The 26,013-nt window shown below is 69.7% G+C and carries 26 protein-coding genes; 4 read left to right on the top strand and 22 right to left on the bottom strand.

The window, feature by feature from the left end; translation table 11 throughout:
• Nucleotides 1–102 precede the first annotated feature (102 nt).
• Nucleotides 103–1,086 (top strand): asparaginase, encoded by a 984-nt coding sequence (locus Q0818_RS11865; RefSeq protein WP_298874948.1) that lies wholly within the window; start codon nucleotides 103–105, stop codon nucleotides 1,084–1,086.
• Nucleotides 1,087–1,165: 79 nt separating this feature from the next.
• On the opposite strand, the gene Q0818_RS11860 is transcribed toward Q0818_RS11865, so the two are convergent.
• The 17 genes from Q0818_RS11860 to prmC form a co-directional block, all read right to left on the bottom strand.
• Nucleotides 1,166–2,698 carry an APC family permease gene (locus tag Q0818_RS11860; RefSeq protein ID WP_298874945.1) on the bottom strand — a complete coding sequence of 511 codons (1,533 nt, stop codon included), beginning with the start codon at nucleotides 2,696–2,698 and terminating at the stop codon, nucleotides 1,166–1,168.
• 45 nt (nucleotides 2,699–2,743) lie between these two features.
• Nucleotides 2,744–3,517 (bottom strand): protein phosphatase 2C domain-containing protein, encoded by a 774-nt coding sequence (locus Q0818_RS11855; protein ID WP_298874943.1) that lies wholly within the window; start codon nucleotides 3,515–3,517, stop codon nucleotides 2,744–2,746.
• Nucleotides 3,518–3,635: 118 nt separating this feature from the next.
• On the bottom strand, nucleotides 3,636–4,616 hold the full coding sequence (locus tag Q0818_RS11850; RefSeq protein WP_298874940.1) for an aldo/keto reductase: 981 nt from the start codon (nucleotides 4,614–4,616) through the stop codon (nucleotides 3,636–3,638).
• 76 nt (nucleotides 4,617–4,692) lie between these two features.
• Nucleotides 4,693–5,382 carry a DUF5684 domain-containing protein gene (locus tag Q0818_RS11845; protein ID WP_298874936.1) on the bottom strand — a complete coding sequence of 230 codons (690 nt, stop codon included), beginning with the start codon at nucleotides 5,380–5,382 and terminating at the stop codon, nucleotides 4,693–4,695.
• 110 nt (nucleotides 5,383–5,492) lie between these two features.
• Entirely contained in the window at nucleotides 5,493–6,242 is a 750-nt protein-coding gene (locus Q0818_RS11840; RefSeq protein WP_298874933.1) for a peroxide stress protein YaaA, read from the bottom strand.
• 68 nt (nucleotides 6,243–6,310) lie between these two features.
• Nucleotides 6,311–6,571, bottom strand: a complete 261-nt coding sequence (locus tag Q0818_RS11835; RefSeq protein WP_058232213.1) for a F0F1 ATP synthase subunit epsilon — start codon at nucleotides 6,569–6,571, stop codon at nucleotides 6,311–6,313.
• Between the two features lies 1 nt (nucleotide 6,572).
• On the bottom strand, nucleotides 6,573–8,021 hold the full coding sequence (atpD, locus tag Q0818_RS11830; RefSeq protein ID WP_298874927.1) for a F0F1 ATP synthase subunit beta: 1,449 nt from the start codon (nucleotides 8,019–8,021) through the stop codon (nucleotides 6,573–6,575).
• A gap of 22 nt (nucleotides 8,022–8,043) precedes the next feature.
• Nucleotides 8,044–8,946: a F0F1 ATP synthase subunit gamma gene (locus tag Q0818_RS11825; protein ID WP_298874924.1), complete on the bottom strand. Its 903-nt coding sequence runs from the start codon at nucleotides 8,944–8,946 to the stop codon at nucleotides 8,044–8,046.
• Nucleotides 8,947–8,971: 25 nt separating this feature from the next.
• Nucleotides 8,972–10,603: a F0F1 ATP synthase subunit alpha gene (gene atpA, locus Q0818_RS11820; protein ID WP_058232210.1), complete on the bottom strand. Its 1,632-nt coding sequence runs from the start codon at nucleotides 10,601–10,603 to the stop codon at nucleotides 8,972–8,974.
• A gap of 62 nt (nucleotides 10,604–10,665) precedes the next feature.
• Complete coding sequence (locus Q0818_RS11815; RefSeq protein WP_298874919.1) at nucleotides 10,666–11,454, bottom strand: F0F1 ATP synthase subunit delta; 789 nt, start codon at nucleotides 11,452–11,454, stop codon at nucleotides 10,666–10,668.
• Nucleotides 11,454–12,014: a F0F1 ATP synthase subunit B gene (locus Q0818_RS11810; protein WP_298874917.1), complete on the bottom strand. Its 561-nt coding sequence runs from the start codon at nucleotides 12,012–12,014 to the stop codon at nucleotides 11,454–11,456. The genes Q0818_RS11815 and Q0818_RS11810 overlap by 1 nt, the downstream gene beginning before the upstream one ends.
• A gap of 34 nt (nucleotides 12,015–12,048) precedes the next feature.
• The gene (gene atpE / locus Q0818_RS11805) at nucleotides 12,049–12,282 is read right to left on the bottom strand and encodes a F0F1 ATP synthase subunit C (protein ID WP_043360904.1); all 234 of its coding nucleotides are present in this window, start codon (nucleotides 12,280–12,282) and stop codon (nucleotides 12,049–12,051) included.
• A 45-nt stretch (nucleotides 12,283–12,327) separates the two neighbouring features.
• A complete protein-coding gene (gene atpB / locus Q0818_RS11800; RefSeq protein ID WP_298875758.1) occupies nucleotides 12,328–13,062 on the bottom strand; it encodes a F0F1 ATP synthase subunit A in 735 nt (244 codons plus the stop codon).
• A 308-nt stretch (nucleotides 13,063–13,370) separates the two neighbouring features.
• Nucleotides 13,371–13,859 carry a hypothetical protein gene (locus Q0818_RS11795; protein WP_298874913.1) on the bottom strand — a complete coding sequence of 163 codons (489 nt, stop codon included), beginning with the start codon at nucleotides 13,857–13,859 and terminating at the stop codon, nucleotides 13,371–13,373.
• Entirely contained in the window at nucleotides 13,856–15,031 is a 1,176-nt protein-coding gene (locus Q0818_RS11790) for an MraY family glycosyltransferase (protein ID WP_298874910.1), read from the bottom strand. Before Q0818_RS11790 ends, Q0818_RS11795 begins: the two co-directional genes overlap by 4 nt.
• Entirely contained in the window at nucleotides 15,028–15,768 is a 741-nt protein-coding gene (locus tag Q0818_RS11785) for an L-threonylcarbamoyladenylate synthase (protein WP_298874907.1), read from the bottom strand. The genes Q0818_RS11790 and Q0818_RS11785 overlap by 4 nt, the downstream gene beginning before the upstream one ends.
• A gap of 51 nt (nucleotides 15,769–15,819) precedes the next feature.
• Nucleotides 15,820–16,713: a peptide chain release factor N(5)-glutamine methyltransferase gene (prmC, locus tag Q0818_RS11780; protein WP_298874904.1), complete on the bottom strand. Its 894-nt coding sequence runs from the start codon at nucleotides 16,711–16,713 to the stop codon at nucleotides 15,820–15,822.
• A 162-nt stretch (nucleotides 16,714–16,875) separates the two neighbouring features.
• On the opposite strand from prmC, the gene cysK reads away from it, so the two are divergent.
• Genes cysK through Q0818_RS11765 form a run of 3 tightly spaced genes read left to right on the top strand, consistent with a single transcriptional unit; the run spans nucleotide 16,876 to nucleotide 19,836 of the window.
• Entirely contained in the window at nucleotides 16,876–17,814 is a 939-nt protein-coding gene (gene cysK / locus Q0818_RS11775; protein ID WP_298874901.1) for a cysteine synthase A, read from the top strand.
• 1 nt (nucleotide 17,815) lies between these two features.
• The gene (gene epsC, locus Q0818_RS11770) at nucleotides 17,816–18,385 is read left to right on the top strand and encodes a serine O-acetyltransferase EpsC (protein WP_298874898.1); all 570 of its coding nucleotides are present in this window, start codon (nucleotides 17,816–17,818) and stop codon (nucleotides 18,383–18,385) included.
• Between the two features lie 50 nt (nucleotides 18,386–18,435).
• Complete coding sequence (locus Q0818_RS11765) at nucleotides 18,436–19,836, top strand: amidase (RefSeq protein ID WP_298874895.1); 1,401 nt, start codon at nucleotides 18,436–18,438, stop codon at nucleotides 19,834–19,836.
• 121 nt (nucleotides 19,837–19,957) lie between these two features.
• On the opposite strand, the gene Q0818_RS11760 is transcribed toward Q0818_RS11765, so the two are convergent.
• The 5 genes from Q0818_RS11760 to thrC all read right to left on the bottom strand — a co-directional run bounded on the left by Q0818_RS11760 (nucleotide 19,958) and on the right by thrC (nucleotide 26,013).
• Nucleotides 19,958–20,551 carry a GrpB family protein gene (locus tag Q0818_RS11760; RefSeq protein ID WP_298874893.1) on the bottom strand — a complete coding sequence of 198 codons (594 nt, stop codon included), beginning with the start codon at nucleotides 20,549–20,551 and terminating at the stop codon, nucleotides 19,958–19,960.
• Nucleotides 20,552–20,560: 9 nt separating this feature from the next.
• Nucleotides 20,561–21,637: a peptide chain release factor 1 gene (gene prfA / locus Q0818_RS11755; RefSeq protein ID WP_298875755.1), complete on the bottom strand. Its 1,077-nt coding sequence runs from the start codon at nucleotides 21,635–21,637 to the stop codon at nucleotides 20,561–20,563.
• Between the two features lie 33 nt (nucleotides 21,638–21,670).
• Complete coding sequence (gene rho / locus Q0818_RS11750; protein ID WP_298874891.1) at nucleotides 21,671–23,851, bottom strand: transcription termination factor Rho; 2,181 nt, start codon at nucleotides 23,849–23,851, stop codon at nucleotides 21,671–21,673.
• Nucleotides 23,852–24,001: 150 nt separating this feature from the next.
• On the bottom strand, nucleotides 24,002–24,934 hold the full coding sequence (gene thrB, locus Q0818_RS11745; RefSeq protein WP_298874889.1) for a homoserine kinase: 933 nt from the start codon (nucleotides 24,932–24,934) through the stop codon (nucleotides 24,002–24,004).
• Entirely contained in the window at nucleotides 24,931–26,013 is a 1,083-nt protein-coding gene (thrC, locus tag Q0818_RS11740) for a threonine synthase (protein ID WP_298874887.1), read from the bottom strand. Before thrC ends, thrB begins: the two co-directional genes overlap by 4 nt.

Genomic DNA, 26,013 nt, shown 5'->3' with positions numbered 1-26,013 from the left:
CCGAAATCCGTCGCTTCGGGAGCCCCGTGAGCGACGAATCCTGGCGACTCGCACGGGCCGCCCGCCCGGGGCGGGGCGAGGGTGGCGGGATACGATGAAGGGATGCCCACCACGCCTCCCGCCTCCGTCGAACTCGCCGTCGTCGACCGCAACGGCTTCGTCGAATCACGCCACGTCGGCGTCGCCGTCGTCCTCGCTCCCGACGGCACCGAGAAGCTCACCCTGGGCGACGCGTCGGCGGCGTTCCTCCCCCGCTCGAGCATGAAGCCCCTGCAGGCCCTCGCGTGCCTGTCCGCCGGAGCGGACCTCGCGGGCGAGCGCCTCGCGATCTCCATGGCGAGCCACTGCGGCACCGACCGTCACGCCGAGCTGGCACGCGACATCCTGCAGTCCGCCGGGCTCACCGAAGACGACCTGGGCTGCCCCGCCGCCTGGCCCACCGACACCGCGTCACGCGACGAGCTCGTGCGCGATCACGGCGCCCCCTCCCCGCTGCGCATGAACTGCTCGGGCAAGCACGCGGCGATGCTGCTCACGTGCGTGGCCAACGGCTGGTCGACGGCCGACTACCTCGACCCGCAGCACCCCCTGCAGGTGCACATCCGCGAGGTGCTCGAGCGTCTCGTCGGCGAGCGCATGACGACGACGGCGATCGACGGCTGCGGCGCCCCCGTCTACGCGATGAGTCTGGTCGGTCTCGCGCGGGCCATCCAGCGCATCGCCACCTCGTCGGAGCGTTCGCCCTTCGCCCTCCACCGCAGCGCGGGTGCTCTCGTCCGTGCCGTCAAGGAGCACCCGTGGACCATCGACGGCCCCGGCCGTCCCGACACGATCGTGATCGAACGCCTCGGCGTCTTCTCGAAGATGGGCGCCGAGGGCGTCCAGGTCATGACGGCACCCGACGGCACGACCGTGGCCCTGAAAATGCTCGACGGCTCCAACCGCGCAGGGTGGGCGGTCGCCCTGCGCCTGCTCGAGCGTGCCGGGGCCCTCACCGCCGAGGCCGTCGACGAAACGCTCGCCCTGCTGCCCCTCACGGTGTCGGGTGGCGGAGCCGTCGTCGGCTCGATCCGCGCCGTGGTCTGACCGTCGGCGCACCCGACGTCCTCGGCGCGCTCCTCGCCCGCGCGGGCCTCGCGTTGCCCGTACGACCGGGCGCCGCGCCTCAGATGCCGCCGTCGACCGACCGCGGGTAGGCGATCGGCTCGTCGGGCACGAGCACCTCGGTCTCGCGGTTCAGGCTCTCGCCGCGGAAGAACGGCTTCGAGCCCGGGAACGCGAACCACACCACCATGAGCACCACGCCGACGGCGAGGGCTCCGATGCCCACGACGAACGTGCCGCCGACGCCCAGCAGCACCGTGTAGCCGTACTCGGGGTCGTACATGTCGATGGCCGACTGGACGAAGGCGTACGTCAGCATGAGCGCCCCGAGCAGCGGCAGGATGCCGCGGTACACGAGGTTCTTCCCCGACGATAAGAGCTCGCGGCGGTAGTACCAGACGCAGGCGTACCCCGTCATGGCGTAGTAGAACGCGATCGCCAGACCCAGCGACAGGATCGAGTCCTGCAGGATGTTGTCGCTGATGAGCGTCATCCCCACGTAGTAGACGCTGGCGACGATCCCCATCACCAGGGTCGAGAACGACGGCGTCTTGTAGCGGGGGTGCACGGAGCGGAACCGCGCCGGCAGTGCCTTGTAGGCCGCCATCGCGAGCGTGCCGCGGGCGGTGGGCAGGATGGTCGTCTGCGTCGACGACACCGCCGAGATGAGCACGGCGACGATGAGCACCCACCCGAACGGTCCGAACAGGCCGTCCTTCAATGCCAGGAACACGTCATCCGCGTTCTCGGGGTTGGCCAGGCCCGCGCCGTCCTCCCCCACTCCGGCGTACATCATCGCGGCGACGGTCACCGTCACGTAGGTGCCGAGCAGGATGACGGTGGTCAGCAGCGCGGCGCGACCGGGGATGCGCTTGGGGTCCTTCGTCTCCTCGTTGAGCGCGAGGCAGGTGTCCCACCCCCAGTAGATGAACAGCGCCAGCAGCACCGCCTCGGTGAATCCGCTCCAGTCGGTGAAGCCGAGCGGGTTGAACCACGCGAAATCGAAGGGAGTGGGGTTCGGTGCCGTGCCGTCGAAGAACTTCCACAGGGCGAGCACCACGAACAGCACGAGCACGAGGTACTGCACGCCCAACAGGATGTTCTGGATCCGCTCGCCGATCTCGACGCCCCGGTAGCTGATGTAGGTCATCGCGGCGATGAAGGCGACACCCGTCGCGGTCACGAGCGGCACGTTCTCGGCGAGCGAGCCGTCGCCGATGAGCGACCACAGGTAGATGCCGGCGATCTGCGAGAGGTTGGCAAGCACGACCATGCCGGCCACGGCCACGCCCCAGCCGCCCATCCACCCGATCCACGGGCCGAAGGCCTTGGTCCCCCACGTGAAGGTGGTTCCGCAGTCCGGGATCTCGTTGTTCAGCTCGCGGTACGCGAAAGCGATGAACAGCATCGGCACGAACGCGATGACGAAAGCGATGGGCGCTTGCGCGCCGACCGCCAGGACGACGAAACCGAGGGTGGCGACGAGGGAATAGACGGGGGCGGTGGATGCCAGACCGATCACGGTCGAGCCCCACAGGCCCAGCGTTCCGGAGGCGAGGCCCTTACCGGCCGTCCGTTCGGGTGCGGAGGTCATATGCCGAACGTAGAATCCGCGTCAGCCGCGGTCAAGAGGAGATTCTCAGGCGGAGCGGCGCGCGACGTCGAGTACGACGATGGTGACGTTGTCGCGCCCACCGTTCTCGAGCGCGGCCGCCATCATCGCGTCCACCGCCGCAGCGGGGTCGGGGTTCGCGGCGAGGAAGTGCCGGATGCCGAAATCGGTGAGTTCTTTCGTCAGCCCGTCGGAGCAGACGACGAACCGGTCGCCGTCGAGCACGTCGAGGCGCAGGTAGTCGGGCTTCACACTGTCGCTGGGTCCGACGGCGCGCGTGATGACGTTTCCGTACGGGTGGTTCTCCGCCTCTTCGGGGCTGAGGCGCCCCGCGGCGATGAGCTCCTGGACCACGGAGTGATCGGTCGTCACCTGAACGATCTCCTCGTCGCGCAGCAGATACACGCGGGAGTCCCCGATGTTGAGGGTGACCCAGTGCGGCTCGTCGGTGTGCGTCTCGAGGTAGAGCCCGGTGAGGGTGGTTCCCGTGCCCTCGTCGGTCGTCTCGGGGTGCGCGATGATGTCCTTCACCGCGCGCGACAGGGCCTTCTCGATGTTCTTCGTCGACACGGAGCCCGAGTCGACGACGGTGCGCAGACGGTCGACGGTGCTCGCGCTGGCGATCTCGCCGCCGAGGTGACCGCCCATGCCGTCGGCGACGACGAAGAGGGGGTATTCGGCGAGGAACGCGTCTTGATTGACCTCGCGGCGACGTCCCGTGTCGGTGCTCGCCGCCCACCGCAGATCGAGGGATCCGTCGCCGAGCGGGACGGTACGCGTGTGGGTGGTCACCTCGGGCACGAACGATCCTCCGGTTGGCCGACAGCTGCGCCGGCGGAACCGCGCGGCCCTGTCATCCTAGTCGACACGCGCATGCCGTCCGCGGACGCGCCGCAGCGACGGCACGGATGCGCCGCGTTCATCCCGCCGCCGGGTCGGCCGGCAGCCCCAGGATGCCGTCGATCTCGGCGAGATCGTCGACACTCGGCGACCACGCCGTGGCAGCGGCGGCGTTCGATCGCACCTGGGCCGCGCTCGTGGCTCCGGCGATCACACTGGAGACGAGCGGGTTCGCCAGGAACCATCCGAAGGTGGCCTCGAGCATCGAGATGCCGCGCTCGTCGCAGAAGCCCTGGTATCGCTCGAGGGCGTCCCACGGCGCATCGCGCCAGAGGTGCGGGCGCTGGCGCATGATGCGGCTGTCGTCGGGGCCGCCCTCGCGCGTGAACTTCCCGGTGAGCAGGCCGTTGTGCAGGGGGAAGAAGGGGAGGAAGCCGAGGCCGAAGTGTTCGGCGGCCGGCAGGACCTCCCGCTCCGCGGCGCGCGCGAGGAGGCTGTACTGGTTCTGCGCCGACACGAACCGTACCCCGGAGGCCGCGGCATCCGCTTCGGCGATCTGCCACCCCGAGAAGTTCGAGTGCCCGATGTAGCGGACCTTGCCCTCGCGAACGAGGTCCGCGAGGGCATCGAGCGTCTCGTCGATGGGGGTCTCGGCGTCGGGCGTGTGCAGCTGGTACAGGTCGATCCAGTCGGTGCGCAGACGTCGGAGCGACTCCTCGACCGCCCGCCGGATGTGGGCTCGCGAGCCTTTCGCGCCCCCGACCACGGCCGGGGCGAAGTCGGTGTGACCGAACTTGGTCGCGAGCACGACCCGATCCCGGCGGCCCTCGAGGGCTTCACCCATGAGCGTTTCCGACATCCCGAAGGAGCGGCCGTAGATGTCGGCCGTGTCGAGGAACGTCACCCCCGCGTCGAGGGCGGCGTCGAGGACCTGTCGCGTTCCCTCGAGCGTCTCGGTCGGCGTGCCCGCGCGACCGAAATTGTTGCACCCGAGACCGACGGCGGACACCCGCAGTCCCGAGCGGCCGACGGGACGAAGGGGCAGATCTATGGGGGTCATACTCCCACGCTATCCCCGCGACGCAAGAGGGGCTCCCCGCTCGAAGCGGAGAGCCCCTCGACGATCCCGTCGGAGATCAGACCTGCGGACCGGCCGGGGGCGCCGGCGGCGGCGGCGTGCTGCCCGAAGCGGGCGGCGTCTGCGGCGGGGTGTACCCGGGAGCCGCCGGCGGGGCGTAACCCTGCGCGGGCGGGGCGACGGGAGCACTGTATCCCCCGCCGTTCTGGCCCTGCACGTTCTGCGCGGGCTGCGCAGGGATGCCGTTCCAGAACGTCTTGTCGGCGAGGAAGGACGAGCCCCACGGCGACGGCGAGGCGGCTGCGGGGTTCCAGCGGTTGCTGCTGAAGCCCAGGATGCCGAGGAAGATCCACTGACCGAGGGGGCCGAGGATGAACAGCAGCAGGATGGGCCAGTCGCGACCGAACTTGGCGGCCACGCGGTACGAGATCATGATCAGCGCGACGACGATCGCGATACCGGCGAGGAAGTTCAGGATCGGAATGGCCGAGGCCACGGCGAGACCGAGCAGAACCCACGGCGAGAAGTCGCCCAGCTTGGCGTAGACGAGGTAGTTGTAGACCGGGACCCACGCGCGCCACTTGCCCTGCACGCCGGCCTTTTCGAAGACCTTCATCAGCAGGAAGGAGCTGATGAGGTACCCGGCGATGGCGAACAGGAACACGAAGAGGTAGGCGACGGCCAGGAATGCCGCCTCGCCGGCACTGGTCGTCCCGTAGTCGGAGTAAGCGAGATTGATGATGTTCACGTCGATCCTCTCGAGCGGCTCACGCGATCACGCGAACCGGCGGGTGTCTCCCGCGGGAGTCATGGTAGCGAACCTGAGTGTTCGCTGACATCCCCCGCTCGCGGAACGTCTCACACTGCTAGGAGCAGCTCGCTTTCACGCGAGGGGCGGACCACCCATCCGTTGCCGTTCGCCCAGCGCAGGAACTCCTCCGCACCGGACACCTCGGCACCGCTCGTCGCCATCGCGCGCACCAGCTCGCCCTTGGCGTGCTTGTTGAAATGGTTGAGCGCGCGAACGGCCCCTCCCTCCCCCTCGGTGACCACTCGCACGTACGCCGACGACACCGTGGCGGGGACGGGCCCGAGCGCCGCATAGGCCTCTGAGCGCAGATCGAGGACGAACGATGCCCCGGTGCCCGCCAGTGCTTCGGTGACCGCGTCGGCCCACACGCGACGGAGCGCCGGCAGCGCGGGAATCGACGTGCCCGCCGCCAGACGATAGGCCGGGATGCCATCGAGCGCCGCCACCGGACCGAGAGGTGCCGAATGGATGACGACATGCTCCGCGAGCCAGCCGCGGGCGTCGTCGTCGAGGCTGCCGGCATTCAGTGCGTCGTAGAGGACGCCGGTATAGCGGTCGACCGCGGCCATGGTCGGGGCGGATCGCAGAGCGGCGTTGTCGGCGATCTCGTGCCGGCGCTTCGCGCTCAGCTTGAGCACGCGTGCCGCCGTCTCCTCGTCGGCGCTCAGCGCGACGAGCGCGTCGACCACGGCCTCGCGCTGCGGGAGGAGCGACGGCGCCCACAGCGATGCGAGTGACAACGGGGCACCGTCACCGCCCGGCTTCTTGGTCTCGGATGGCGGCAACAGGACGAGCATGGGTTCTCCGGGAAAAGGCGACGCGCGCCGCCCGGAATCGGGCGACGCGCGTCAGCGATGAAGCGGTGTCAGGAGACGAGGGCTGCGTTCCCGGCGACGATCGTGAGCTCGTCGTTCGCCATCGAGAGGAAGCCGTCCTCGGCGTTGGCCAGGATCTTCGTGCCGTCGGTTCGGGTGATGCGAACCTCGCCCTGGGCGAGGATCGCGAGCACCGGCTCATGCCCCTGCATGAAACCGATCTCACCCTCGACGGTCTTGGCCACGACGAGCGAGGCCTCCCCCGTCCACACCTCGGCGTCCGCCGACACCAGGCTCACGCGCAACGACATGTCAGCCGTTCTCCTTCTGGATCTGCGCCCACTTGGCCTCGACGTCGGAGATGCCGCCGACGTTGAAGAACGCCTGCTCGGCGACGTGGTCGAAGTCACCCTTGACGATCGCGTCGAACGACTCGATGGTCTCCTTGATCGGGACCGTGGAGCCCTCGACACCGGTGAACTTCTTGGCCATGTAGGTGTTCTGTGAGAGGAACTGCTGGATGCGGCGTGCACGCGACACGACGATCTTGTCTTCCTCGGAGAGCTCGTCGACACCGAGGATGGCGATGATCTCCTGCAGTTCCTTGTTCTTCTGGAGGATCTGCTTGACGTTGGTGGCGACGCGGTAGTGGTCGGCACCGATGTAGCGCGGGTCGAGGATGCGGCTGGTCGACGTCAGCGGGTCGATGGCCGGGTACAGACCCTTCGACGCGATCTCACGCGAGAGCTCGGTCGTGGCGTCGAGGTGCGCGAACGTCGTCGCGGGAGCCGGGTCGGTGTAGTCGTCGGCGGGCACGTAGATGGCCTGGAGCGACGTGATCGAGTGACCGCGGGTCGAGGTGATGCGCTCCTGGAGCACACCCATCTCGTCGGCGAGGTTCGGCTGGTATCCCACGGCCGAGGGCATGCGGCCCAGCAGCGTCGAGACCTCGGAACCGGCCTGCGTGAAGCGGAAGATGTTGTCGATGAACAACAGCACGTCCTGCTTCTGCACGTCGCGGAAGTACTCCGCCATCGTCAGGGCCGACAGGGCGACGCGAAGACGCGTCCCCGGCGGCTCGTCCATCTGGCCGAACACGAGGGCGGTCTTGTCGAAGACGCCCGCCTCCTCCATCTCGCCGATGAGGTCGTTGCCCTCACGGGTGCGCTCGCCGACACCGGCGAACACCGACACACCACCGTGGTCCTGCGCCACGCGCTGGATCATCTCCTGGATGAGGACCGTCTTGCCGACGCCCGCGCCACCGAAGAGGCCGATCTTCCCACCCTGCACGTAGGGGGTCAGGAGGTCGATCGACTTGATGCCGGTCTCGAACATCTCGGTCTTGGACTCGAGCTGGTCGAAGCTGGGCGCCTTGCGGTGGATGCCCCAGCGCTCGGTGACCTCGATGGTCTCGCCGGGAGCGGCGTTCAGCACCTCACCGGTGACGTCGAACACCTTGCCCTTGGTCACGTCGCCGACGGGCACCGAGATGGGGCCGCCGGTGTCGCGCACGTCCTGACCGCGGACGATGCCGTCGGTGGGCTTGAGGGCGATGGCGCGGACGAGGTCGTCACCGAGGTGCTGAGCGACCTCGAGGGTGATCTCGGTCGACTCGTCACCGATGGTGATCGTGGTCTTCAGCGCGTTGTAGATCTCGGGGATCGCGTCATGCGGGAACTCGATGTCGACGACCGGGCCGGTGACGCGCGCGACGCGTCCGACGACGGCCGCGTCGGTCTTCTCGGCGGTGAGGCTCATGGCTTCTTCTCTCCTTGGGAACTTACTTGCCGGATGCCAGGGCATCGGCGCCGCCGACGATCTCGGCGATCTGCTGCGTGATCTCCGCCTGGCGCGCGTTGTTGCGCAGGCGGGTGTAGTCGGTGATGAGCTTGTCGGCGTTGTCGCTGGCCGACTTCATGGCCTTCTGGGTCGCGGCGTGCTTGGCGGCCGACGACTGCAGCAGGGCGTTGAAGATGCGGCTCTGGACGTACGTCGGCAGGAGCGCGTCGAGAACGGTCTCGGCGTCCGGCTCGAACTCGTAGAGCGGGTAGACCTCGGACTGCGCGGGTGCCTCGTCGGCCTCGAGCACTTCGAGCGGGAGCAGGCGCACGGACTCCGGCGACTGCGTCATCATGCTGACGAAGCGGTTGTACACGAGGTGGATCTCGTCGACGCCGCCCTCGTTCTCGCCGCCCGCGCGGTACGCCTCGATCACGGCATCCGAGATCTCCTCCGCGGTGGAGAACTGCGGGGTGTCGGTGTCGCCCACCCACTGCGCGACGCTCGGCATGCGACGGAACTGGAAGTATCCGACGGCCTTGCGCCCGACCAGGTAGTAGACGACCTCCTTACCCTGCGATCGCAGGAGCTCGGCCAGCTCGAGACCCTCACGGAGGATCTGCGAGTTGAACGCGCCCGCGAGACCGCGGTCGGACGTGAAGATGACGACGGCCGACCGACGGATGTTCTCGCGCTCGGTCGTCAGAGGGTGGTCGACCGAGGAGTGCGTGGCCACCGCCGAGACGGCGCTCGTGACGGCCCGCGCGAAGGGAGACGCCGCGCGCACACGCGCCATCGCCTTCTGGATGCGCGAGGCCGCGATGAGCTCCATCGCCTTGGTGATCTTCTTGGTCGTCTGAGCAGAACTGATCTTCTGCTTGTAGACCCGCAGTTGTGCGCCCATGATTTACGTTCTCGTGTCGTCGCTGTCAGCGACGGCCCTTGACGATCCGCTCCTGGTTGACGTCTTCCGCCTCGGCCGCGTCGACCTTCTCGGCGCCGACGACGCTCTGGTCCTTGCCGGGCTGGAATTCCTTCGCGAACGCGTCGATCTTCTGCTCGAGCTCGGCGAGCGTGTCGTCACCGAGCACGTTCGTCTCGCGCAGCGTGTCGAGCACGGTCGAGTTGCGGCGCAGGTAGTCGAGCAGTTCGCGCTCGAAGCGCAGCACATCGGAGACCTCGACCGTGTCGAGCTTGCCGTTGGTACCGGCCCAGATCGACACGACCTGCTCCTCGACGGGGTACGGCGAGTACTGCGGCTGCTTGAGCAGCTCGGTCAGGCGCGCACCACGGGCGAGCTGACGACGCGAGGCCGCGTCGAGGTCGCTCGCGAACATGGCGAACGCTTCGAGCGAACGGTACTGCGCGAGCTCGAGCTTCAGCGTTCCGGAGACCTTCTTGATCGACTTGACCTGAGCGTCACCACCGACGCGCGAGACCGAGATACCCACGTCGACCGCGGGGCGCTGGTTGGCGTTGAAGAGATCGGACTGCAGGAAGATCTGGCCGTCGGTGATCGAGATCACATTGGTCGGGATGTACGCCGAGACGTCGTTGGCCTTGGTCTCGATGATCGGCAGGCCCGTCATCGATCCGGCGCCGAGCTCGTCGGACAGCTTCGCGCAACGCTCGAGCAGACGCGAGTGCAGGTAGAACACGTCACCGGGGTACGCCTCGCGGCCCGGCGGGCGACGCAGCAGGAGCGACACGGCGCGGTAGGCCTCGGCCTGCTTCGACAGGTCGTCGAAGATGATCAGGACGTGCTTGCCGCCGTACATCCAGTGCTGGCCGATAGCCGAACCGGTGTAAGGGGCGAGGTACTTGAAGCCGGCGGGGTCGGACGCGGGGGCCGCGACGATGGTGGTGTACTCCATCGCACCGGCGTCCTCGAGGGCGCCCTTCACCGAAGCGATGGTCGAGCCCTTCTGACCGATGGCGACGTAGATGCAACGCACCTGCTTGTTGACGTCGCCGGACTCCCAGTTGGCCTTCTGGTTGATGATCGTATCGATCGCGATGGCCGTCTTACCGGTCTGGCGGTCGCCGATGATGAGCTGGCGCTGGCCGCGGCCGACGGGGATCATGGCGTCGATGGCCTTGATCCCGGTCTGCAGGGGCTCGTGCACGCTCTTGCGCTGCATGACGCCGGGCGCCTGCAGCTCGAGCGCGCGGCGACCCTCGGTCGCGATCTCGCCGAGACCGTCGATCGGGTTTCCGAGCGGGTCGACGACGCGACCCAGGTAGCCGTCGCCGACGCCGACCGAGAGCACCTCGCCCGTACGGGTGACGCTCTGGCCCTCTTCGATGCCGGAGAACTCGCCGAGCACGACGACACCGACCTCGTTCTCGTCGAGGTTCTGGGCGAGGCCGAGCGTGCCGTCCGCGAAGCGGATGAGCTCGTTGGCCATGACGCCGGGAAGGCCCTCGACGTGAGCGATGCCATCGGCCGCGTCGACGACGGCGCCGACCTCGGTCGCCGCGGCGCCGGTGGGCTCGTAGGCGGTGACGAAGTCCTTCAGCGCGTCACGAATGACGTCGGGGCTGATAGAGAGATCTGCCATTGTCTTCCTTCGTTCGTGGGGCCCTCGGCCCCCAAGATCACGCCCGCTCGGGCGGAAAGTCTTCAGCCGGCGATCCGCTGGCGGAGGTCGGCGAGACGTGCGGACACGCTCGCGTCGATGACATCGTCGGCGACCTGCACGCGCAGACCACCGAGAACGGTGGGGTCGATCACGGTGTTCAGCGTGACAGCCGAGCCGTAACGTGCGCTGAGAGCGTTCTGCAGACGGGTCTGCTGGTCGGCGCTCAGCGGTGCCGCGGCGGAGACGGTGGCCACGATGCGCGAGCGCTGGTCGGCCACGATGCTCTCCGCGCGGCGGAGCAGTGCGCGCACCCGACGACCGCGTGCGTGCTCGACGAGCGACGACACGATCAACGCGGTACCGGCGCTCGCACGCCCGTCGAGAAGGGTCGAGACGAGCGTGCCCTTCGCCGACGCGTCGCCGAGGCGACCGCCCAGCGCGAGTTCGAGCTCGCCGTTCGAGGCGACCGTCCGCGAGAACGAGAAGAGCTCGGCCTCGATGTCACCGGTCTCGGCGACAGCGGTGGCCCGCACGGCGAGCTCCTCGAGTCCCTCGACGAACTGCGCGGCGCTGGACCAGCGCTGCTGGGAGGCGCTCGAGAGCAGCCCCACCGTGGCAGGCCGGTACGACGGACCGAACACGGCGGAGACGAGTCCCGCCCGAGCGTCCGCCGGCACCGACGAGTCGGACAGCGCGCCGCTCAGCTGCGCCGATCCGCTCACGGCGGCCACGGCAGCGAACAGCTCGCGCGCGACGTCGAGATCGACACCCGACGCGGAGGCCAGGGCCTCCGACGTCGCGGTCCGGGCCTGAGTGGTCGCGCTGCCCATTACTTGGCCGCCTTCTCGGAAGCCTCGAGCTCGGCGAGGAAGCGGTCGACGACGGCGTTGGCGCGCGCGTCGTCCGACAGGGTCTCACCGATCACGTTGCCGGCGAGGTCGACCGCGAGGGTACCGACCTCGGAGCGCAGCTGCACGAGGGCCGTCTGACGCTCGGCCTCGATCTGGGCGTGGGCGCTGGCGGTGATGCGAGCTGCCTCCGACGCGGCCGTCTCCTTGGCCTCGGCGACGATCTTGCGACCGTCCTGGGTGGCGGACTCGCGGATCTCACCGGCTTCGCGGCGCGCCTCGGCGAGCTGCGCGGTGTACTCCTCGAGAGCGGCCTCGGCCTGTCGCTGGGCCTCGTCGGCCTTGGCGATGTTGCCCTCGATGGCAGCACTGCGCTCGTCGAGCAGCTTCGCCATGCGAGGCAGAGCGACGCGCCACACCACGACGGCGATGATGATGAAGCACACCAACGACCAGACGATGTCGTACGTAGCCGGAAGCAGCGGGTTCTGCGCTTCCTCCCCCGCGGGCTCCGCGGCGAGTGTGACAAGAGCGTTCAGCATCCTGTCTCCTTACAGTGAGTCGAGAGCGGCCGGATCAGGTGAAGATGAAGCCGGTCGCGATACCGATGAAGGCGAGCGCCTCAGTGAAGGCGATACCGATGAACATCAGGACCTGCAGGCGGCCCGCGAGCTCGGGCTGACGGGCGACGCCCTCGATCGTCTTGCCGACGACGATGCCCACGCCGATGGCGGGGCCGATGGCCGCGAGGCCGTAGCCGATCGTGGCGACGTTACCGGTGACCTGGGCGAGAACCGTAGTTGCGTCCACGGGTTTTTTCCTTTCGGTTGGGTGGCTCGGCGTGCGCCGGGCCGCTCAGTGCTCTTCTGCGACCGCGAGCTGGATGTAGACCGCGGTGAGGATCGCGAAGACGTACGCCTGGAGGAAGGCGACGAAGATTTCGAACAGGGTGAAGGCGAGGCCGAAGGCGAGCGAGCCGGCGCCGAGGGCGATCCATCCGCCGCTCAGGCCGAACACGAAGAACTGCGTCGCCGAGAAGAACAGCACCAGCATGAGGTGCCCGACGACCATGTTCATCAGAAGTCGCAGCGTCAGGGTGACGGGGCGGATGATGAAGGTCGAGAGGAACTCGAGCGGGACGATGATGATGTACAGCGGCCACGGCACGCCCGAGGGCAGCAGCGCGTTCTTGAAGAAGCCGCCGGGGCTCTTCTTGATGCCCGCGTAGATGAAGGTCACGTAGGCGACGATCGCGAGCAGCATGGGCACGGCGATGACGCTCGTTCCGGCGATGTTCAGACCGGGGATGACACCCGTGATGTTCATGAACAGCACCATGAAGAAGATCGTGGTGAGGATCGGCAGGAACCGCTTGCCGTCCTTGCGGCCCAGGATGTCTTCCGCGATGTTCACGCGGACGAAGTCCAGGCCCATCTCGACGACGCTCTGGAAGCGGCCGGGAACGACCTTCATGCGACGGGTGCCGACGATCAGCAGGATCACGAGGACCGCGGTCGCGAGGAACTGGACCAGGTTGATCCGGGTGATCTCGAACGGCGCGCCGAAAATATAAAGCCCCGGGAAGGTGATGACCGCGTCGGGGAAGAACTCGGAGATCGAGGGCGGGTGGAATTCCGCACCCGCGGACGCGAAGTTCGTGATCAGGGTCGCAGCTTGAGTAGTCAGCGCTGGCTCCAGCTTCGGGGCATCGGTGTGAACCGTTGCGACGATGGTCGGTGATCGTACCCGAAGTGCAGACGTGGAGAAGAGTTCTCGTCGCGGGTGGGTACTTATGTAACCCTATCAAACTCCCGGCGGATCCATGAGTCCGGGGCGGGTGAACCTCTCGCCGCCGGAGTATCGCGCGCGAAGCGGCGGCCGGGTGGGTTATGGGGCCGTCAGGCTCGACGGTCGCCCGCGTCGGGGTCGGTCGGCAGGGTCACGTCGCTCACGCTGGGGATGCGCAGGCGCAGCAGGACCACGACGTCGACCGCGAGCGACGCGATGACGCTCACCACCAGTGCGACGTAGAACACGACCGGATCGACCCATCCCTGTCCGCGCAGCACGACGATCGCGACGATAAAGAGCACGAGCTTCAGCAGCCACCCGCCCAGCACGATCCCGAAGAAGATGGGCACGTAGAGCGGGTCGCCGTACCACCGGTTGGCCACCAGGATGCTGATCGCCGTCACCGCCAGGAAGAACGCGCTCACCGCGACGCCCGAGAGGGCGCTGCCCAGTCCGCCGGCTCCCCCGACCGCGAAGCCCGCCACCGCGCCGATCACCAGGAGCACGGCGGTGACGATGCCGCCCCACACCAATGCGGTGCGCAGCACCGGGGTACTGGACAGGGGGCTGCGGGGGGCGGGAGAGACGCTGCTCATGAGGGGGACTCCGGTCGGGTGGGGCGGACGCGACGGGAGAGCCGTCGCAGACGGTGCGATGAGGGAAGGAGGGTCAGGACGGCGCAGGCGATGACACCGGTCACGCCGAAGGCGATCCCGATGGCGTAGTCGCCGGGCCAGCTCTGCTGGGTGCCGATGTACATGAGCAGGAACGCGAGGCTCACCACCGCGGTCCAGCTGTAGAAGATCAGGACGGCATCCCGGTCGGTGTGGCCCATGTCGAGCATGCGGTGGTGGAGGTGCTTGCGGTCGGGAGAGAAGGGCGACCGGCCGGCCCACTGCCGCCGCGCGACCGCGAGACCGAAGTCCAGCAGCGGCAGCAGAACGATGACGACGGGCAGGAGGATCGGGATGAACGCACCCAGGAGCTGCGAGCGACCAATCTTCTCGGGGTCGAGCACCGCCGGGTCGAGCTGTCCCGTGATGGCGACGGCCGAGCTCGCCATCAGCAGGCCGAGCATGAGGGCACCGGCGTCGCCCATGAAGAGCTTGGCGGGCGTCCAGTTCATCGGCAGGAAGCCGAGGCAGGCGCCGACCAGGACCGCCGCGATGAACGAGGCGAGGTTGAAGTACGTGCTGGCTCCGGTGTCGCGCACCAGCAGATAGGAGTAGGCGAAGAAGACGCCGTTGGCGATGAGGCAGACCCCGGCGACGAGGCCGTTGAGCCCGTCGATGAAGTTCACGGCGTTCATCACGACGACGAGCGCGAACACGGTGAGCAGGAAGCTCACCCAGCTCGAGCCGACCGTCAACGCACCGATGGGGAGCGAGAGGATCTGCAGCTGCCCGAACCAGGCGATGATCCCCGCAGCGACGAACTGCGCGCCGAGCTTGATCATCCAGTCGAGGTCCCACAGGTCGTCGGCCACTCCGACCAGCACGATGAGCAGGACCGCACCCAGGAGCGAGAGCACGGGGACCGGATCGGTCCAGAAGATCGAGAAGTAGGGATTCCGGCTCGACAGGGCGAAGGCCGCGACCACCCCGAGGAACATCGCCACTCCGCCCAGGCGGGGCGTGGGCGTCTTGTGCACATCGCGATCCCGGATGCCGGGATACAGCTTGAAGCGCAGGGCGAGCTTCCACACCACCCACGACAGCGCGAGCGTGACCGCCGCCGTGAAGAGGATGGTGAGGAGGTACTGGGTCACGGACCCGGAGCCTCGTCATCCGGGGCTGCGCCGGAGGGCGCGTCCGCCGGGGTCGGGGCGTCGCGGTCAACCGGGTCGGGCTCGAGCAGATCGCCGAGCACCTCGCGCAGGCGTTCGCGCGAGACGGCACCCTCACGGAGGACGCGCACCACGGGCTCGGCCCCGCCGACGAGCAGCGTGGCGTCGACGATGGTCGAGGCGACCCCCGTCTCGCTGACTCCGGCGTCGAGGTAGGCGGAGACGCTGTCGCCGAGCATGTCGCGCGCGGCGTCGATGTCGACGGCGGCGGGCATCCCGGTCAGGTTGGCGCTCGACACCGCGAGGGGGCCGGTCTCCTCGAGCAGTTCGAGGGTGAGCTTCTGCGCCGGCATGCGCACCGCGACCGTGCCGTGCGTGTCACCGAGGTCCCACGAGAGCGAGGGCTGCGCGGGAAGCACGATCGTGAGGCCGCCGGGCCAGAACTCGCGGACCAGGTCGTCGACCGCGGGAGGGATCTCCGCGACCAGGGCGCGCAGCGTGCTCACGCCCGCGACCAGGACGGGCGGGGGCTGCTGTCGGCCGCGCCCCTTCGCTTCGAGGAGCCCCGCGACGGCGCGCGTGTTGAACGCGTCGGCGGCGATTCCGTAGACGGTGTCGGTGGGGAGCACGACGAGTTCGCCTCGGCCGATCGCCTGACGCGCGTGGCGCATCCCGGACAGCAGCTGCGACTCGTCACGGCAGTCGTAGACGGGTGACATGTCGTGCGCCAGTCTAGTCGCGCCGTGCGCGATGCGCTGTCACGCGACGCGTCAGGGACGGATCGCGGTGGTGGCGCGGTCGCGCGTCGTGAGGTCGGGATGGGTGGAGGCCGAGCGCCACCCGTCGGCGGTGAGGATCCCGCGGATCGCCTCCCCCTGCCACTCCCCGTGCTCGATCACGATCGTGCCGCCGGGATGGGCGAGTCGCAGGCCCACCCGGCTCAGCACCCGAACGGTGTCCAGGCCGTCGGGCCCGCCGTAGAGGGCGGCGGGCGGGTCGAACAGGCGCACCTCGGGATCGCGCGGGATGGCGTCGTCGGGCACGTAGGGCGGGTTGGATGCCACGACCGAGACCGTCCCATCCAGCTCGGGGAAGGCGTGGGCGAGGTCGATGAACGCGAGGGTGAGATTGTCGGCGCCGATGAGGGCGTGGTTCTGCTTGGTCCAGATGAAGGCGTCGACGCTGTTCTCCGCGGCGAAGACCCGCGCGTGCGGCACCTCGGTCGCCATCGAGAGCGCGATCGCACCGCTGCCCGTTCCGAGGTCGACGGCGATGGGGGCGTCGGCGACGACGGCCCGGAGAGCGTCGATCGCGAGCTGGGCGACCATCTCGGTCTCGGGGCGCGGGACGAAGACGCCGGGGCCGACGGCGAGTTCCATCGACCGGAAGGGGGCGCGTCCGGTGAGGTGTTGCAGGGGCTCGCGCGCGCAGCGGCGGTCGACGAGGGGCGCGAGGGCGAGGGATGCCGACTTGGGCATGCGGTCTCCGCGGATCGCCGCGGCCTGCACGCCGCCCCGCGAGGAATCCGTCACGTGGGCGATGAGCAGTTCGGCATCCACCTGGGGGTCGGCGACGCCCGCGCCGCGGAGGCGGGCGACGGTCTCGCGGACGACGTCGGCGACCGAGGCGGCGAGGGGGGCGGGGGGCGTGACGGTCTCAGGCATGACGGGAGCCCAGCCTACTCGGGCGCGGTGCCCGCCCGGGGCGAGCGTGCGCCCGACGCACACGCCGGTGCGGGCCGTGTCGTCAAGCGGCGTCACACGGGCCGCCGTGTCTGGGGGCTCGCCTAAAATGATCGCGTCCCGACCGACGGCGAAAGGCGAGCCATGCCCGGCATCCACTCCGACATCACCTCTGCATTCGGCGACACGCCGCTCGTGCGGCTGAACCGCGTGGCGGAGGGCGCCGGGGGGCAGATCCTCGCGAAGCTCGAGTTCTACAACCCCGCCTCCAGCGTCAAGGACCGCCTGGGCATCGCGATCGTCGACGCGGCGGAGGCGTCGGGCGAATTGAAGCCCGGCGGGACGCTCGTCGAGTCGACGAGCGGCAACACCGGCATCGCCCTGGCGATGGTCGGCGCCGCGCGCGGCTACAAGGTCATCCTGACGATGCCCGCCTCGATGTCGAAGGAGCGCCGCATCCTGCTGAAGGCGTTCGGTGCCGAGCTCGTGCTGACCGACCCCACCAAGGGCATGTCGCACGCGGTCGACGAGGCCAAGCGCATCGTGGCCGAGACGCCGGGCGCGGTGTGGGCCCGCCAGTTCGAGAACGAGGCCAACCCGGCGATCCACCGCAAGACGACCGCGGAGGAGATCCTGCGCGACACCGACGGCAAGGTCGACTACTTAGTCGCCGGCATCGGCACCGGCGGAACGATCACGGGTGTCGGACAGGTGCTGAAGGAGCGCAACCCCGACGTCAAGATCGTCGCCGTCGAGCCGGCCGACTCCCCCGTGCTGACCAAGGGCCACCCGGGGCCCCACAAGATCCAGGGCATCGGTCCGAACTTCGTGCCCGCGATCCTCGATCGCGACATCATCGACGAGGTCATCGACGTCGAGTTCGACGACGCGATCCGCCTGGCGCGCGAGACGGCCGCGAAAGACGGCATCCTGGTCGGCATGTCGTCGGGTGCCGCCATCTGGGCGGCGCTCGAGGTCGCGCGGCGCCCCGAGGCCGCCGGCAAGAACATCGTCGTGATCATCCCCTCGTACGGCGAGCGCTACCTCTCGACCGCGCTCTACGAGCACCTGCGCGAAGACTGACGTGGGGGTCCTCTCCCGCCTCCGCGAAGACATCTCCTCGGCCAAGCTCCGCGATCCCGCGGCGCGCGGCGGTCTCGAGATCGCCCTCCTGTACCCCGGCCTCCACGCCGTGTGGTCGTACCGCATCGCGAACCGGCTCTGGCGACGGGGGCTGCGCTTCCCGGCACGGGCCCTGTCGCAGGTGACCCGCTGGCTGACCGGCGTCGAGATCCATCCGGGAGCGACGATCGGTCGGCGCTTCTTCATCGACCACGGCATGGGTGTCGTCGTGGGCGAGACAGCGGAGGTGGGCGACGACGTCATGCTGTACCACGGCGTCACGCTCGGCGGTCGGCAGCGCGAGGGCGGCAAGCGGCATCCGACCCTGCACGACGGGGTCGCCGTGGGCGCGGGAGCCAAGATCCTGGGGCCCATCACCCTCGGTGCGCGCTCGGTCGTGGGGGCGAACGCCGTGGTGACCCGCGATGCGCCGGCCGACAGCGTGCTGGTCGGTGTCCCGGCCAAGGCGCGCACGCGCCGCAGCGGCGAAGACACCCGCGCGCTGTTGACCACGCCGGAGTACTGGATCTGACCGCTCCGGGGGCTCTCCCCCACTCCGTCGCGGGGCCGTAGGCTCGGACGATGCCCCGTCTGCACGACCTCTCACTGGTGGCCCAGATCGACGGACTGCGCAGCGGCGACCTCTCGCCCACTGATCTGACGAGCCACTATCTCGACCGCATCGACCGCCACCGCGGTCTCGGCGCGTTCGTCGAGGTGACTCCGGATGCCGCGCTCCGGCGGGCCGCCGATCTCTCCCGACCGGCCGAGGGGTCGCTGTGGGGCGTTCCCCTGGCCGACAAAGACCTCGTCGCCCGGGCCGGAGTGCCCACGCGCTACGGCTCGCGCTCGCGGGCCGATCACCTGCCCACGGCATCCGATCCCCTCGCGGCGGCGCTCGACGCCGCCGGAGCGATCAACGTCGGCAAGACCAGCACGTCGGAATTCGGCCTCACCGGCTTCACCGAACCGCTGATCCACGACCCGGCGCGTGACCCGTGGCGCCCCACCGCGGGCGCGGGCGGATCGAGCGGTGGAGCGGCGGTGGCCGTCGCCGCGGGGCTCCTTCCCGCGGCCGTCGGTTCGGACGGCGGCGGCTCGATCCGCATCCCCTCCGCGACCGTGGGCGTGGTGGGGCTGAAACCCTCGCGCGGGCGGCTGCCGATCGGCTCGGGTTTCGACTCCCCCGACGGCCTCTCGGTCACCGGACCGATCGCGCGCTCGGCGGAGGACGCGGGCCTCCTGCTCGACGCCCTCGTCGGCCTCGGCCCGTTCTCGTACGCGACCGCCGCGCCCGGGTCGGGCCCCTTCGTCGACGCCGCGCGACGCGACCCCGGTCGGCTGCGCCTCGGCGTGACGACCGTTTCGCCGTGGGATGACGACGAGCACATCGTCCTCGACACCGACGCCCGCGCCGCCTTCGACACGACCATCGCCTGGCTCGACGACGCCGGTCACGCCGTGACGGATGCCGACTGGCATCCGTTCGGCTATGCGGAGCTCTTCCGCGTGCTCTGGCGTGCGAGCGCCGCGCGCATCCCGTTGAGCGGTGCCGACGCCGAGCTCGTCGAGCCGCTCACCGCGTGGCTCGTGGAGGAGGGGCGTCGCCTGTCTGCCCTCGAGCTGCTCGGCGGGCTCGCGGCCGCCCGGGCCTTCGAACGGCGCACCATCGCCGACTTCTCGGCCTTCGACGCCGTGCTCACCCCGGCGCTCGCGCAGTCTCCTCAACCGGTCGGGTCCTACGCCGGGCACCGCCCCGAGCGCACCTTCGCGATGCAGGTCGAGTACGCGCCGTACTCCAGCTTCGTCAACGTCGCGGGTCTGCCCGCGGTCACGATTCCGGTCACCACGGATACCGAGGGGCACCCCGTATCGGTGCAGCTCGTCGGCCGGCCCGGGGGCGAAGCGACGCTGCTGTCGCTCGCCGCGCAGCTCGAGGACCGTCGCGGTCCCCTCCCCCACCCGCCCGCGTGGCACCGCTGACGCACGCGGCGTGACGCGACGCAGGAGATCTCGCGGAGGTCGGGCCGGCGTCGCCGCTTCGCGCGGGTGAGGGCCAGGGGCTCCTGCACCGTGGCCGTCGCGATCCCGGACGCCCGGAGCGTCAGGGCAGAAGGCCGGCTGCGGCGAAGGCGCGCGCGTAGATCTCGCGGATCACGCCCTCCTTGCGCGCGTTGTAGGCGCTCATCAGACCGTCGGCCGCGACCGCGCGCTTGACGTCGGCGTAGCGCTCCCGATCCGTCTCGTCGACGCGCAGCCAGTCGCGGAAGATACGGTGCCGCGCGGCCTCTGGGCTGTCGGGAGGCCACACGTGCAGATTCACGGCGGGCTCCGCCGAGACCAGACAGCGGTGACCGAGCCACCACGGCTCGCGTACGCGGAGCACGAAGCCGAGCGCCTCGAGGGCTGGGACGTAGGCGTCCTCGTCGTCGGTGTCGGCGACAGTGAGGTCGATGTCGATCACGGGTTTGGCGGCCAAGCCGGGAACCGCAGTGGAGCCCACGTGGTCGACGACGAGGGCGCGTTCCCCCAGGACCGCGACGATGCGGTCGCGCACCGCGGCGAAGGTCGCCGGCCAGGCGGCATCCGGTTCGACGATCGCGATGGCGCGTGGCTGCTCCCGCTCCCCCACCCACGGGGAGAGGCCCGGCGGGGGCGGAGTGTCGTCGAACGTGGTGATCTGAGCGGGGGTGAGCACCACCCGAGCCTAGGAGTCGGCGAGGGCCGCGAGGCGCGCCTCTTCGTCGGCGGTGATCGCCGACTCGATGATCGGGCCGAGGGCGCCGTCCATCACCTGGTCGAGGTTGTATGCCTTGTAGCCGGTGCGGTGGTCGGCGATGCGGTTCTCGGGGAAGTTGTAGGTGCGGATGCGCTCGGAGCGGTCCATGCCGCGGATCTGCGACCGGCGCGCGTCGGCGGCGACGGCGTCGCGCTCCTCTTGCTGCTTCGCGAGCAGTCGGGCGCGGAGCACGCGCATTCCGGCTTCGCGGTTCTGCAGCTGCGACTTCTCGTTCTGCATCGACACGACGATGCCCGTGGGCACGTGCGTGATGCGCACCGCGGAGTCGGTGGTGTTCACCGACTGGCCGCCGGGGCCGGAGGAGCGGAACACGTCGATCTTCAGGTCGTTGGGATCGATCGCGACCTCTTCGGGCTCGTCGACCTCGGGGAAGACGAGCACACCCGTCGTCGAGGTGTGGATGCGCCCCTGCGACTCCGTCGCGGGCACGCGCTGCACCCGGTGCACGCCGCCCTCGTACTTCAGGTGCGCCCACACGCCCTGGGCCGGGTCGCTCGAGGAGCCCTTGATCGCGACCTGGACGTCTTTGTACCCGCCGAGGTCGGACTCGGTGCGTTCGAGCAACTCCGTCTTCCACCCCATGGATGCCGCGTACTGCAGGTACATGCGCAGCAGATCGGCCGCGAAGAGGGCGCTCTCGGCGCCGCCCTCGCCGCCCTTGATCTCCATGATCACGTCGCGCGCGTCGTCCGGGTCGCGTGGGATGAGCAGGCGTCGCAGGCGCTCCTGCGTCTCGGAAACGCGCTCTTCGAGCGCGGGGACCTCTTCGGCGAAGGCGTCGTCTTCGCGGGCGAGCTCGCGCGCCGCCTCGAGATCATCGGATGCCGCCGTCCACGCGTCGTACGCGTGCACGATGCGGTTGAGTTCGGCGTACCGCCGATTCACCCGCTTCGCGCGCGCCGCATCCGCGTGGACGGCCGGGTCGTTGAGCTCGAGCTCGATCTGCCGGTGCTCATCGAGCAGCCCGCGGACGGACTCGAAGATGCCGGACGTCTCGGCAGGCTCAGCGGCCACGGGTCAGCGGATGCTGTTGTCGTCACCGCCGCGCGCGGGCGCCGGGATCGACTTCTGCATCTGCACGAGGAACTCGACGTTGGACTGCGTCTCCTTGAGCTTGCCGAGCACGACCTCGAGGGCCTGCTGGGGCTCGAGACCGGCCAGGGCCCGGCGCAGCTTCCAGGTGATCTTGACCTCGTCGGGCGACAGCAGCATCTCTTCGCGACGGGTGCTCGACGCGTTGACGTCGACGGCCGGGAAGATGCGCTTGTCGGCGAGCTGGCGGTTCAGGCGCAGCTCGCTGTTGCCCGTGCCCTTGAACTCCTCGAAGATCACGTCATCCATCTTGGAGCCGGTCTCGACCAGCGCCGTGGCGAGGATGGTGAGCGATCCGCCGTTCTCGATGTTGCGCGCCGCGCCGAAGAAGCGCTTTGGCGGGTACAGCGCCGAGGCGTCGACACCGCCGGAGAGCACGCGGCCCGAGGTGGGGGCGGCAAGGTTGTACGCGCGGCCGAGACGGGTGATCGAGTCGAGCAGCACGACGACGTCGCGACCGAGCTCCACGAGACGCTTCGCGCGCTCGATCGCCAGCTCGGCGACCGTCGTGTGGTCTTCGGCCGGACGGTCGAACGTCGAGGCGATGACCTCGCCGCGGACGGTGCGCTGCATGTCGGTGACCTCTTCGGGGCGCTCGTCGACGAGCACGACCATGAGGTGGACCTCGGGGTTGTTCGTGGCGATCGCGTTGGCGATCTGCTGCAGCACGATGGTCTTGCCGGCCTTCGGGGGCGCGACGATCAGTCCACGCTGGCCCTTGCCGACCGGGGCGACCAGGTCGATGATGCGCTGCGTGAGCTTCTCGGGGCCGGTCTCCAGGCGCAGGCGCTCCTGGGGGTACAGGGGGGTGAGGTTGTTGAACTCCACGCGGGCGGCGGCGTCGTCCACCGACAGGCCGTTGATGGAGTCGACCTGCACGAGCGCGTTGTACTTCTGGCGCCCCTGCTGCTCGCCCTCGCGGGGCTGCTTGATGGCGCCGACGACGGCGTCGCCCTTGCGCAGGTTGTACTTCTTCACCTGGCCGAGCGAGACGTACACGTCGCTCGGGCCGGGCAGGTAGCCGGTGGTGCGGACGAACGCGTAGTTGTCGAGCACGTCGAGCACACCGGCGATGGGGACGAGCACGTCGTCCTCGCCGATCTCGGTCTCGAACTCGTCGCCCGTCGTGTTCTGGCCGCGGCGCTTGTTGCGCTGACGGTTGCGGCTGTTGGCCGCACCGCCCTGCTGCTGCTGGGCCTGCTGGCCGTTCTGGCCGGCGTTGTCACGCTGGCTCTGACCGGCGTTCTCGCGCTGGCCGGCGTTGTCGCGCTGGGCGTTCTGCGCGGGGGCCTCGGCCTCGTCGGCGGAGCCGGTAGCCGTCGCGGCGTCGTTCTTCTCGGCGCCGTCGGCCTTGTTGCGGTTGCGGTTGCGCGACCGGCTCCGGCCACGGCCGCGGGCCGGGGTCTCGTCGGTCTGCTCGGCGGAGTCGTTCGCGTCGGCGGTCTGCTCGGACTGCTCGGTGGCGGTCTCGGCGGAGGCGTCTGCGGGGGCCTCGGGTGCGGCGTCGGCCGCGACGTCAGCCGCGGTGGTGACGGGGGTGGTGGGCTCCTCGGCCGTGGCGTCGGCGGCCGGGGCGTCGGATGCCGGGGCATCGGCGGCGTTCGCGTCGGAGGCCACGGCGTCGGTGGGGGCCTCCGCGGTCTCGGCGGAGGCAGCCTCGGCGGCAGCGGCCTCAGCGGCAGCGGCGTCGGCGGCGGCCTTCTCCTCGGCGGTGGCGCTCTTGGCACGACGCGGAGCGCGCTTGCGAGGAGCGCGAGCGGGCTTCTCGGCCGGGGCCGGCTCCTCCGCGGCGGGCGCCTCGACGGCGTCGGCAGCCGGAGCTTCGGCAGCGGCCGGGGCCTCGGCGGCAGCGGCGGGCGCCGGCTCCTCGGCCGGCGTCTCGACGGCCTCGGCCGGGAACAGCGCCTCGGGCTGCGCCTCGGTGGCGGCCTCGGCGGCCGGGGCGTCAGTGCCCTCGCCGTCGGTGGCCTCCGCCTCAGTGTCGGCGGCGGACGTGGCGTCCGTCGCGGGGTCGGTGCCCTCCGCCGCAGCCGTGGGCTGCTCTTCGGTGGGGTTCTCCGCGCTCTCGGGCGCGTCGACGGACTGGGTCTCGGAGATGGACTCCACGAGTGCTCCTCAGAAATGAAACGTGATCAGATCGCGCTTCGCCATGCAGAACGCAGACGAAGAGACACCAGCGGTTCGGGAGACTGCAGCCGATACCGGGTTCGCGATGTGTTGCGGATTTCGCAGGTGCAGAGGCTCAGATTCGCGAATTTACGCGGAACCCTCTGCGTTTTTCACTGTACCACCCTTGACGTCGACGGCGAGCATGAGTGCCTGCCACGGGGTGTCGACCACGGATGCCATAAGATCCGCCGCCGCCAGTCGCTGTCCCGGCCCGTCGGCGAGCACGAGCACACTGGGGCCGGCGCCCGACACGACCGCCGCATATCCCTCGGCGCGCAGGGCGCGCACGAGCCGATCGGTCTCGGGCATGGCCTGGGCCCGGTAGTTCTGATGCAGTTTGTCTTCGGTCGCCGCCATCAGCAGCTCGGGGCTCTGCGTCATCGCCGCGATGAGCAACGCCGACCGCGACACGTTGAACACCGCGTCCTCACGGGGCACCTGGAGCGGCTGCAGGCTGCGCGCCACGGCAGTCGACATCGTGAAGCTCGGGACGAACACGAGAGGCGAGACACCGCGGTGCACGATGAGCTGCTTGTGCTGCGGGCCCTCGGCATCCATCCACGCGATCGTCAGTCCGCCGAACAGACCGGGGGCGACGTTGTCGGGGTGCCCTTCCATCTCGGTGGCCAGGCGCAGCAGATCGACGTCGCTGAAGGCGACCTCGCCCTCGAGCAGGCCCTTCGCGGCCAGGATGCCGGCCACCACCGCCGCGCCCGACGAGCCCATGCCGCGCCCGTGCGGGATGACGTTGTGCGCGGTCAACCGCAACCCGGGAAGGGTGCGACCGACCGAGGCGTAGGTGTGCGCGATGGCGCGGACGACGAGGTGCGAGGCGTCGCGAGGGACGTCGGCCGTCCCCTCCCCCGCGACCTCGATCTCGAGGCGATCGCCGTCGAGCTGCTCGACGACGAGCTCGTCGTAGACGCTGAGGGCGAGACCCAGGGTGTCGAAGCCGGGACCGAGATTCGCGCTGGTGGCGGGAACGCGGACGGCGACCCGGCGACCGGGGCCTGAGCTCACGCGGTCACCGGCTGCAGGTCGAGCACGGAGGCGACCTCCGAGGTGGTGGCGTCGACGACGGTGGGCTCGACCGTCGTGCCGTCGGCCTTGCGCAGGGCCCACTGCGGGTCCTTCAGACCGTGACCGGTGACGGTCAGCACGACCTTCGCCCCGGCCGGGACGACGCCCGCCTCGGCGCGGCTGAGCAGACCCGCCACGCTGATCGCCGACGCGGGCTCGACGAAGACGCCGACCTCGCCCGCGAGGATCTTCTGCGCCTCGAGGATGCCCTCGTCGTCGATCGCGCCGAACCAGCCGTCGGTGGCCTCGCGCGCCTCGAGAGCGAGGTCCCACGAGGCGGGGTTGCCGATGCGGATCGCGCTGGCGATCGTCTCGGGGTTCTTCACGACCTCGCCGCGCACGAGAGGCGCAGAGCCGGCCGCCTGCAGACCGAACATGCGGGGAACCTTCGTCGCGACCCCGCGCGCGGCCTCTTCGCGGTACCCGCGCGAGTAGGCGGTGTAGTTGCCGGCGTTGCCGACGGGGATGAAGTGGAAGTCGGGGGCGTCGCCCAGCTGCTCGACGACCTCGTAGGCGGCGGTCTTCTGGCCCTCGATGCGGTCGGGGTTGACCGAGTTGACCAGGTGCACCGGGTAGTGGTCGGCGAGCTCGCGCGCGATCTCGAGGCAGTCGTCGAAGTTGCCGCGGATCTGGATGAGGCGCCCGTTGTGCGCCACCGCCTGGCTCAGCTTGCCCATGGCGATCTTGCCCTCGGGCACGAGCACCGCGGCGGTGATGCCGGCGTGCGCGGCGTAGGCCGCGGCCGAGGCCGAGGTGTTGCCGGTCGAGGCGCAGATGACGGCCTTGGCGCCGTGCTCGACGGCGCGCGAGAGCGCCACCGTCATGCCTCGGTCCTTGAACGAACCGGTGGGGTTCATGCCCTCGAACTTCACCCACACGTCGGCGCCGGTGCGGCGCGACAGTGCGGGCGCCGGGATGAGGGGCGTGCCTCCCTCGCCCAGGGTGACGACAGTGGAGGCGTCGGTGACACCCAGACGGTCGGCGTATTCGCGGAGGACTCCGCGCCAGAGGTGTGCCAT

The sequence above is a fragment of the uncultured Microbacterium sp. genome (genome assembly GCF_947489255.1).
Taxonomy (GTDB): domain Bacteria; phylum Actinomycetota; class Actinomycetes; order Actinomycetales; family Microbacteriaceae; genus Microbacterium; species Microbacterium phycohabitans.
The sequence above is the reverse complement of the archived record's forward strand: the minus strand, read 5'-3'. Positions and strand labels throughout refer to the sequence as shown.

What these genes read in the sequence shown, in the direction of transcription:
- Q0818_RS11865 (WP_298874948.1), top strand. Translation starts at nt 103, where the DNA reads ATGCCCACCACGCCTCCCGCCTCCGTCGAACTCGCCGTCGTCGACCGC.
- Q0818_RS11860 (WP_298874945.1), bottom strand. Translation starts at nt 2,698, where the DNA reads ATGACCTCCGCACCCGAACGGACGGCCGGTAAGGGCCTCGCCTCCGGA.
- Q0818_RS11850 (WP_298874940.1), bottom strand. Translation starts at nt 4,616, where the DNA reads ATGACCCCCATAGATCTGCCCCTTCGTCCCGTCGGCCGCTCGGGACTG.
- Q0818_RS11840 (WP_298874933.1), bottom strand. Translation starts at nt 6,242, where the DNA reads ATGCTCGTCCTGTTGCCGCCATCCGAGACCAAGAAGCCGGGCGGTGAC.
- Q0818_RS11835 (WP_058232213.1), bottom strand. Translation starts at nt 6,571, where the DNA reads ATGTCGTTGCGCGTGAGCCTGGTGTCGGCGGACGCCGAGGTGTGGACG.
- atpD (WP_298874927.1), bottom strand. Translation starts at nt 8,021, where the DNA reads ATGAGCCTCACCGCCGAGAAGACCGACGCGGCCGTCGTCGGACGCGTC.
- Q0818_RS11825 (WP_298874924.1), bottom strand. Translation starts at nt 8,946, where the DNA reads ATGGGCGCACAACTGCGGGTCTACAAGCAGAAGATCAGTTCTGCTCAG.
- atpA (WP_058232210.1), bottom strand. Translation starts at nt 10,603, where the DNA reads ATGGCAGATCTCTCTATCAGCCCCGACGTCATTCGTGACGCGCTGAAG.
- Q0818_RS11815 (WP_298874919.1), bottom strand. Translation starts at nt 11,454, where the DNA reads ATGGGCAGCGCGACCACTCAGGCCCGGACCGCGACGTCGGAGGCCCTG.
- Q0818_RS11810 (WP_298874917.1), bottom strand. Translation starts at nt 12,014, where the DNA reads ATGCTGAACGCTCTTGTCACACTCGCCGCGGAGCCCGCGGGGGAGGAA.
- Q0818_RS11795 (WP_298874913.1), bottom strand. Translation starts at nt 13,859, where the DNA reads ATGAGCAGCGTCTCTCCCGCCCCCCGCAGCCCCCTGTCCAGTACCCCG.
- Q0818_RS11785 (WP_298874907.1), bottom strand. Translation starts at nt 15,768, where the DNA reads ATGTCACCCGTCTACGACTGCCGTGACGAGTCGCAGCTGCTGTCCGGG.
- prmC (WP_298874904.1), bottom strand. Translation starts at nt 16,713, where the DNA reads ATGCCTGAGACCGTCACGCCCCCCGCCCCCCTCGCCGCCTCGGTCGCC.
- cysK (WP_298874901.1), top strand. Translation starts at nt 16,876, where the DNA reads ATGCCCGGCATCCACTCCGACATCACCTCTGCATTCGGCGACACGCCG.
- Q0818_RS11765 (WP_298874895.1), top strand. Translation starts at nt 18,436, where the DNA reads ATGCCCCGTCTGCACGACCTCTCACTGGTGGCCCAGATCGACGGACTG.
- thrC (WP_298874887.1), bottom strand. Translation starts at nt 26,013, where the DNA reads ATGGCACACCTCTGGCGCGGAGTCCTCCGCGAATACGCCGACCGTCTG.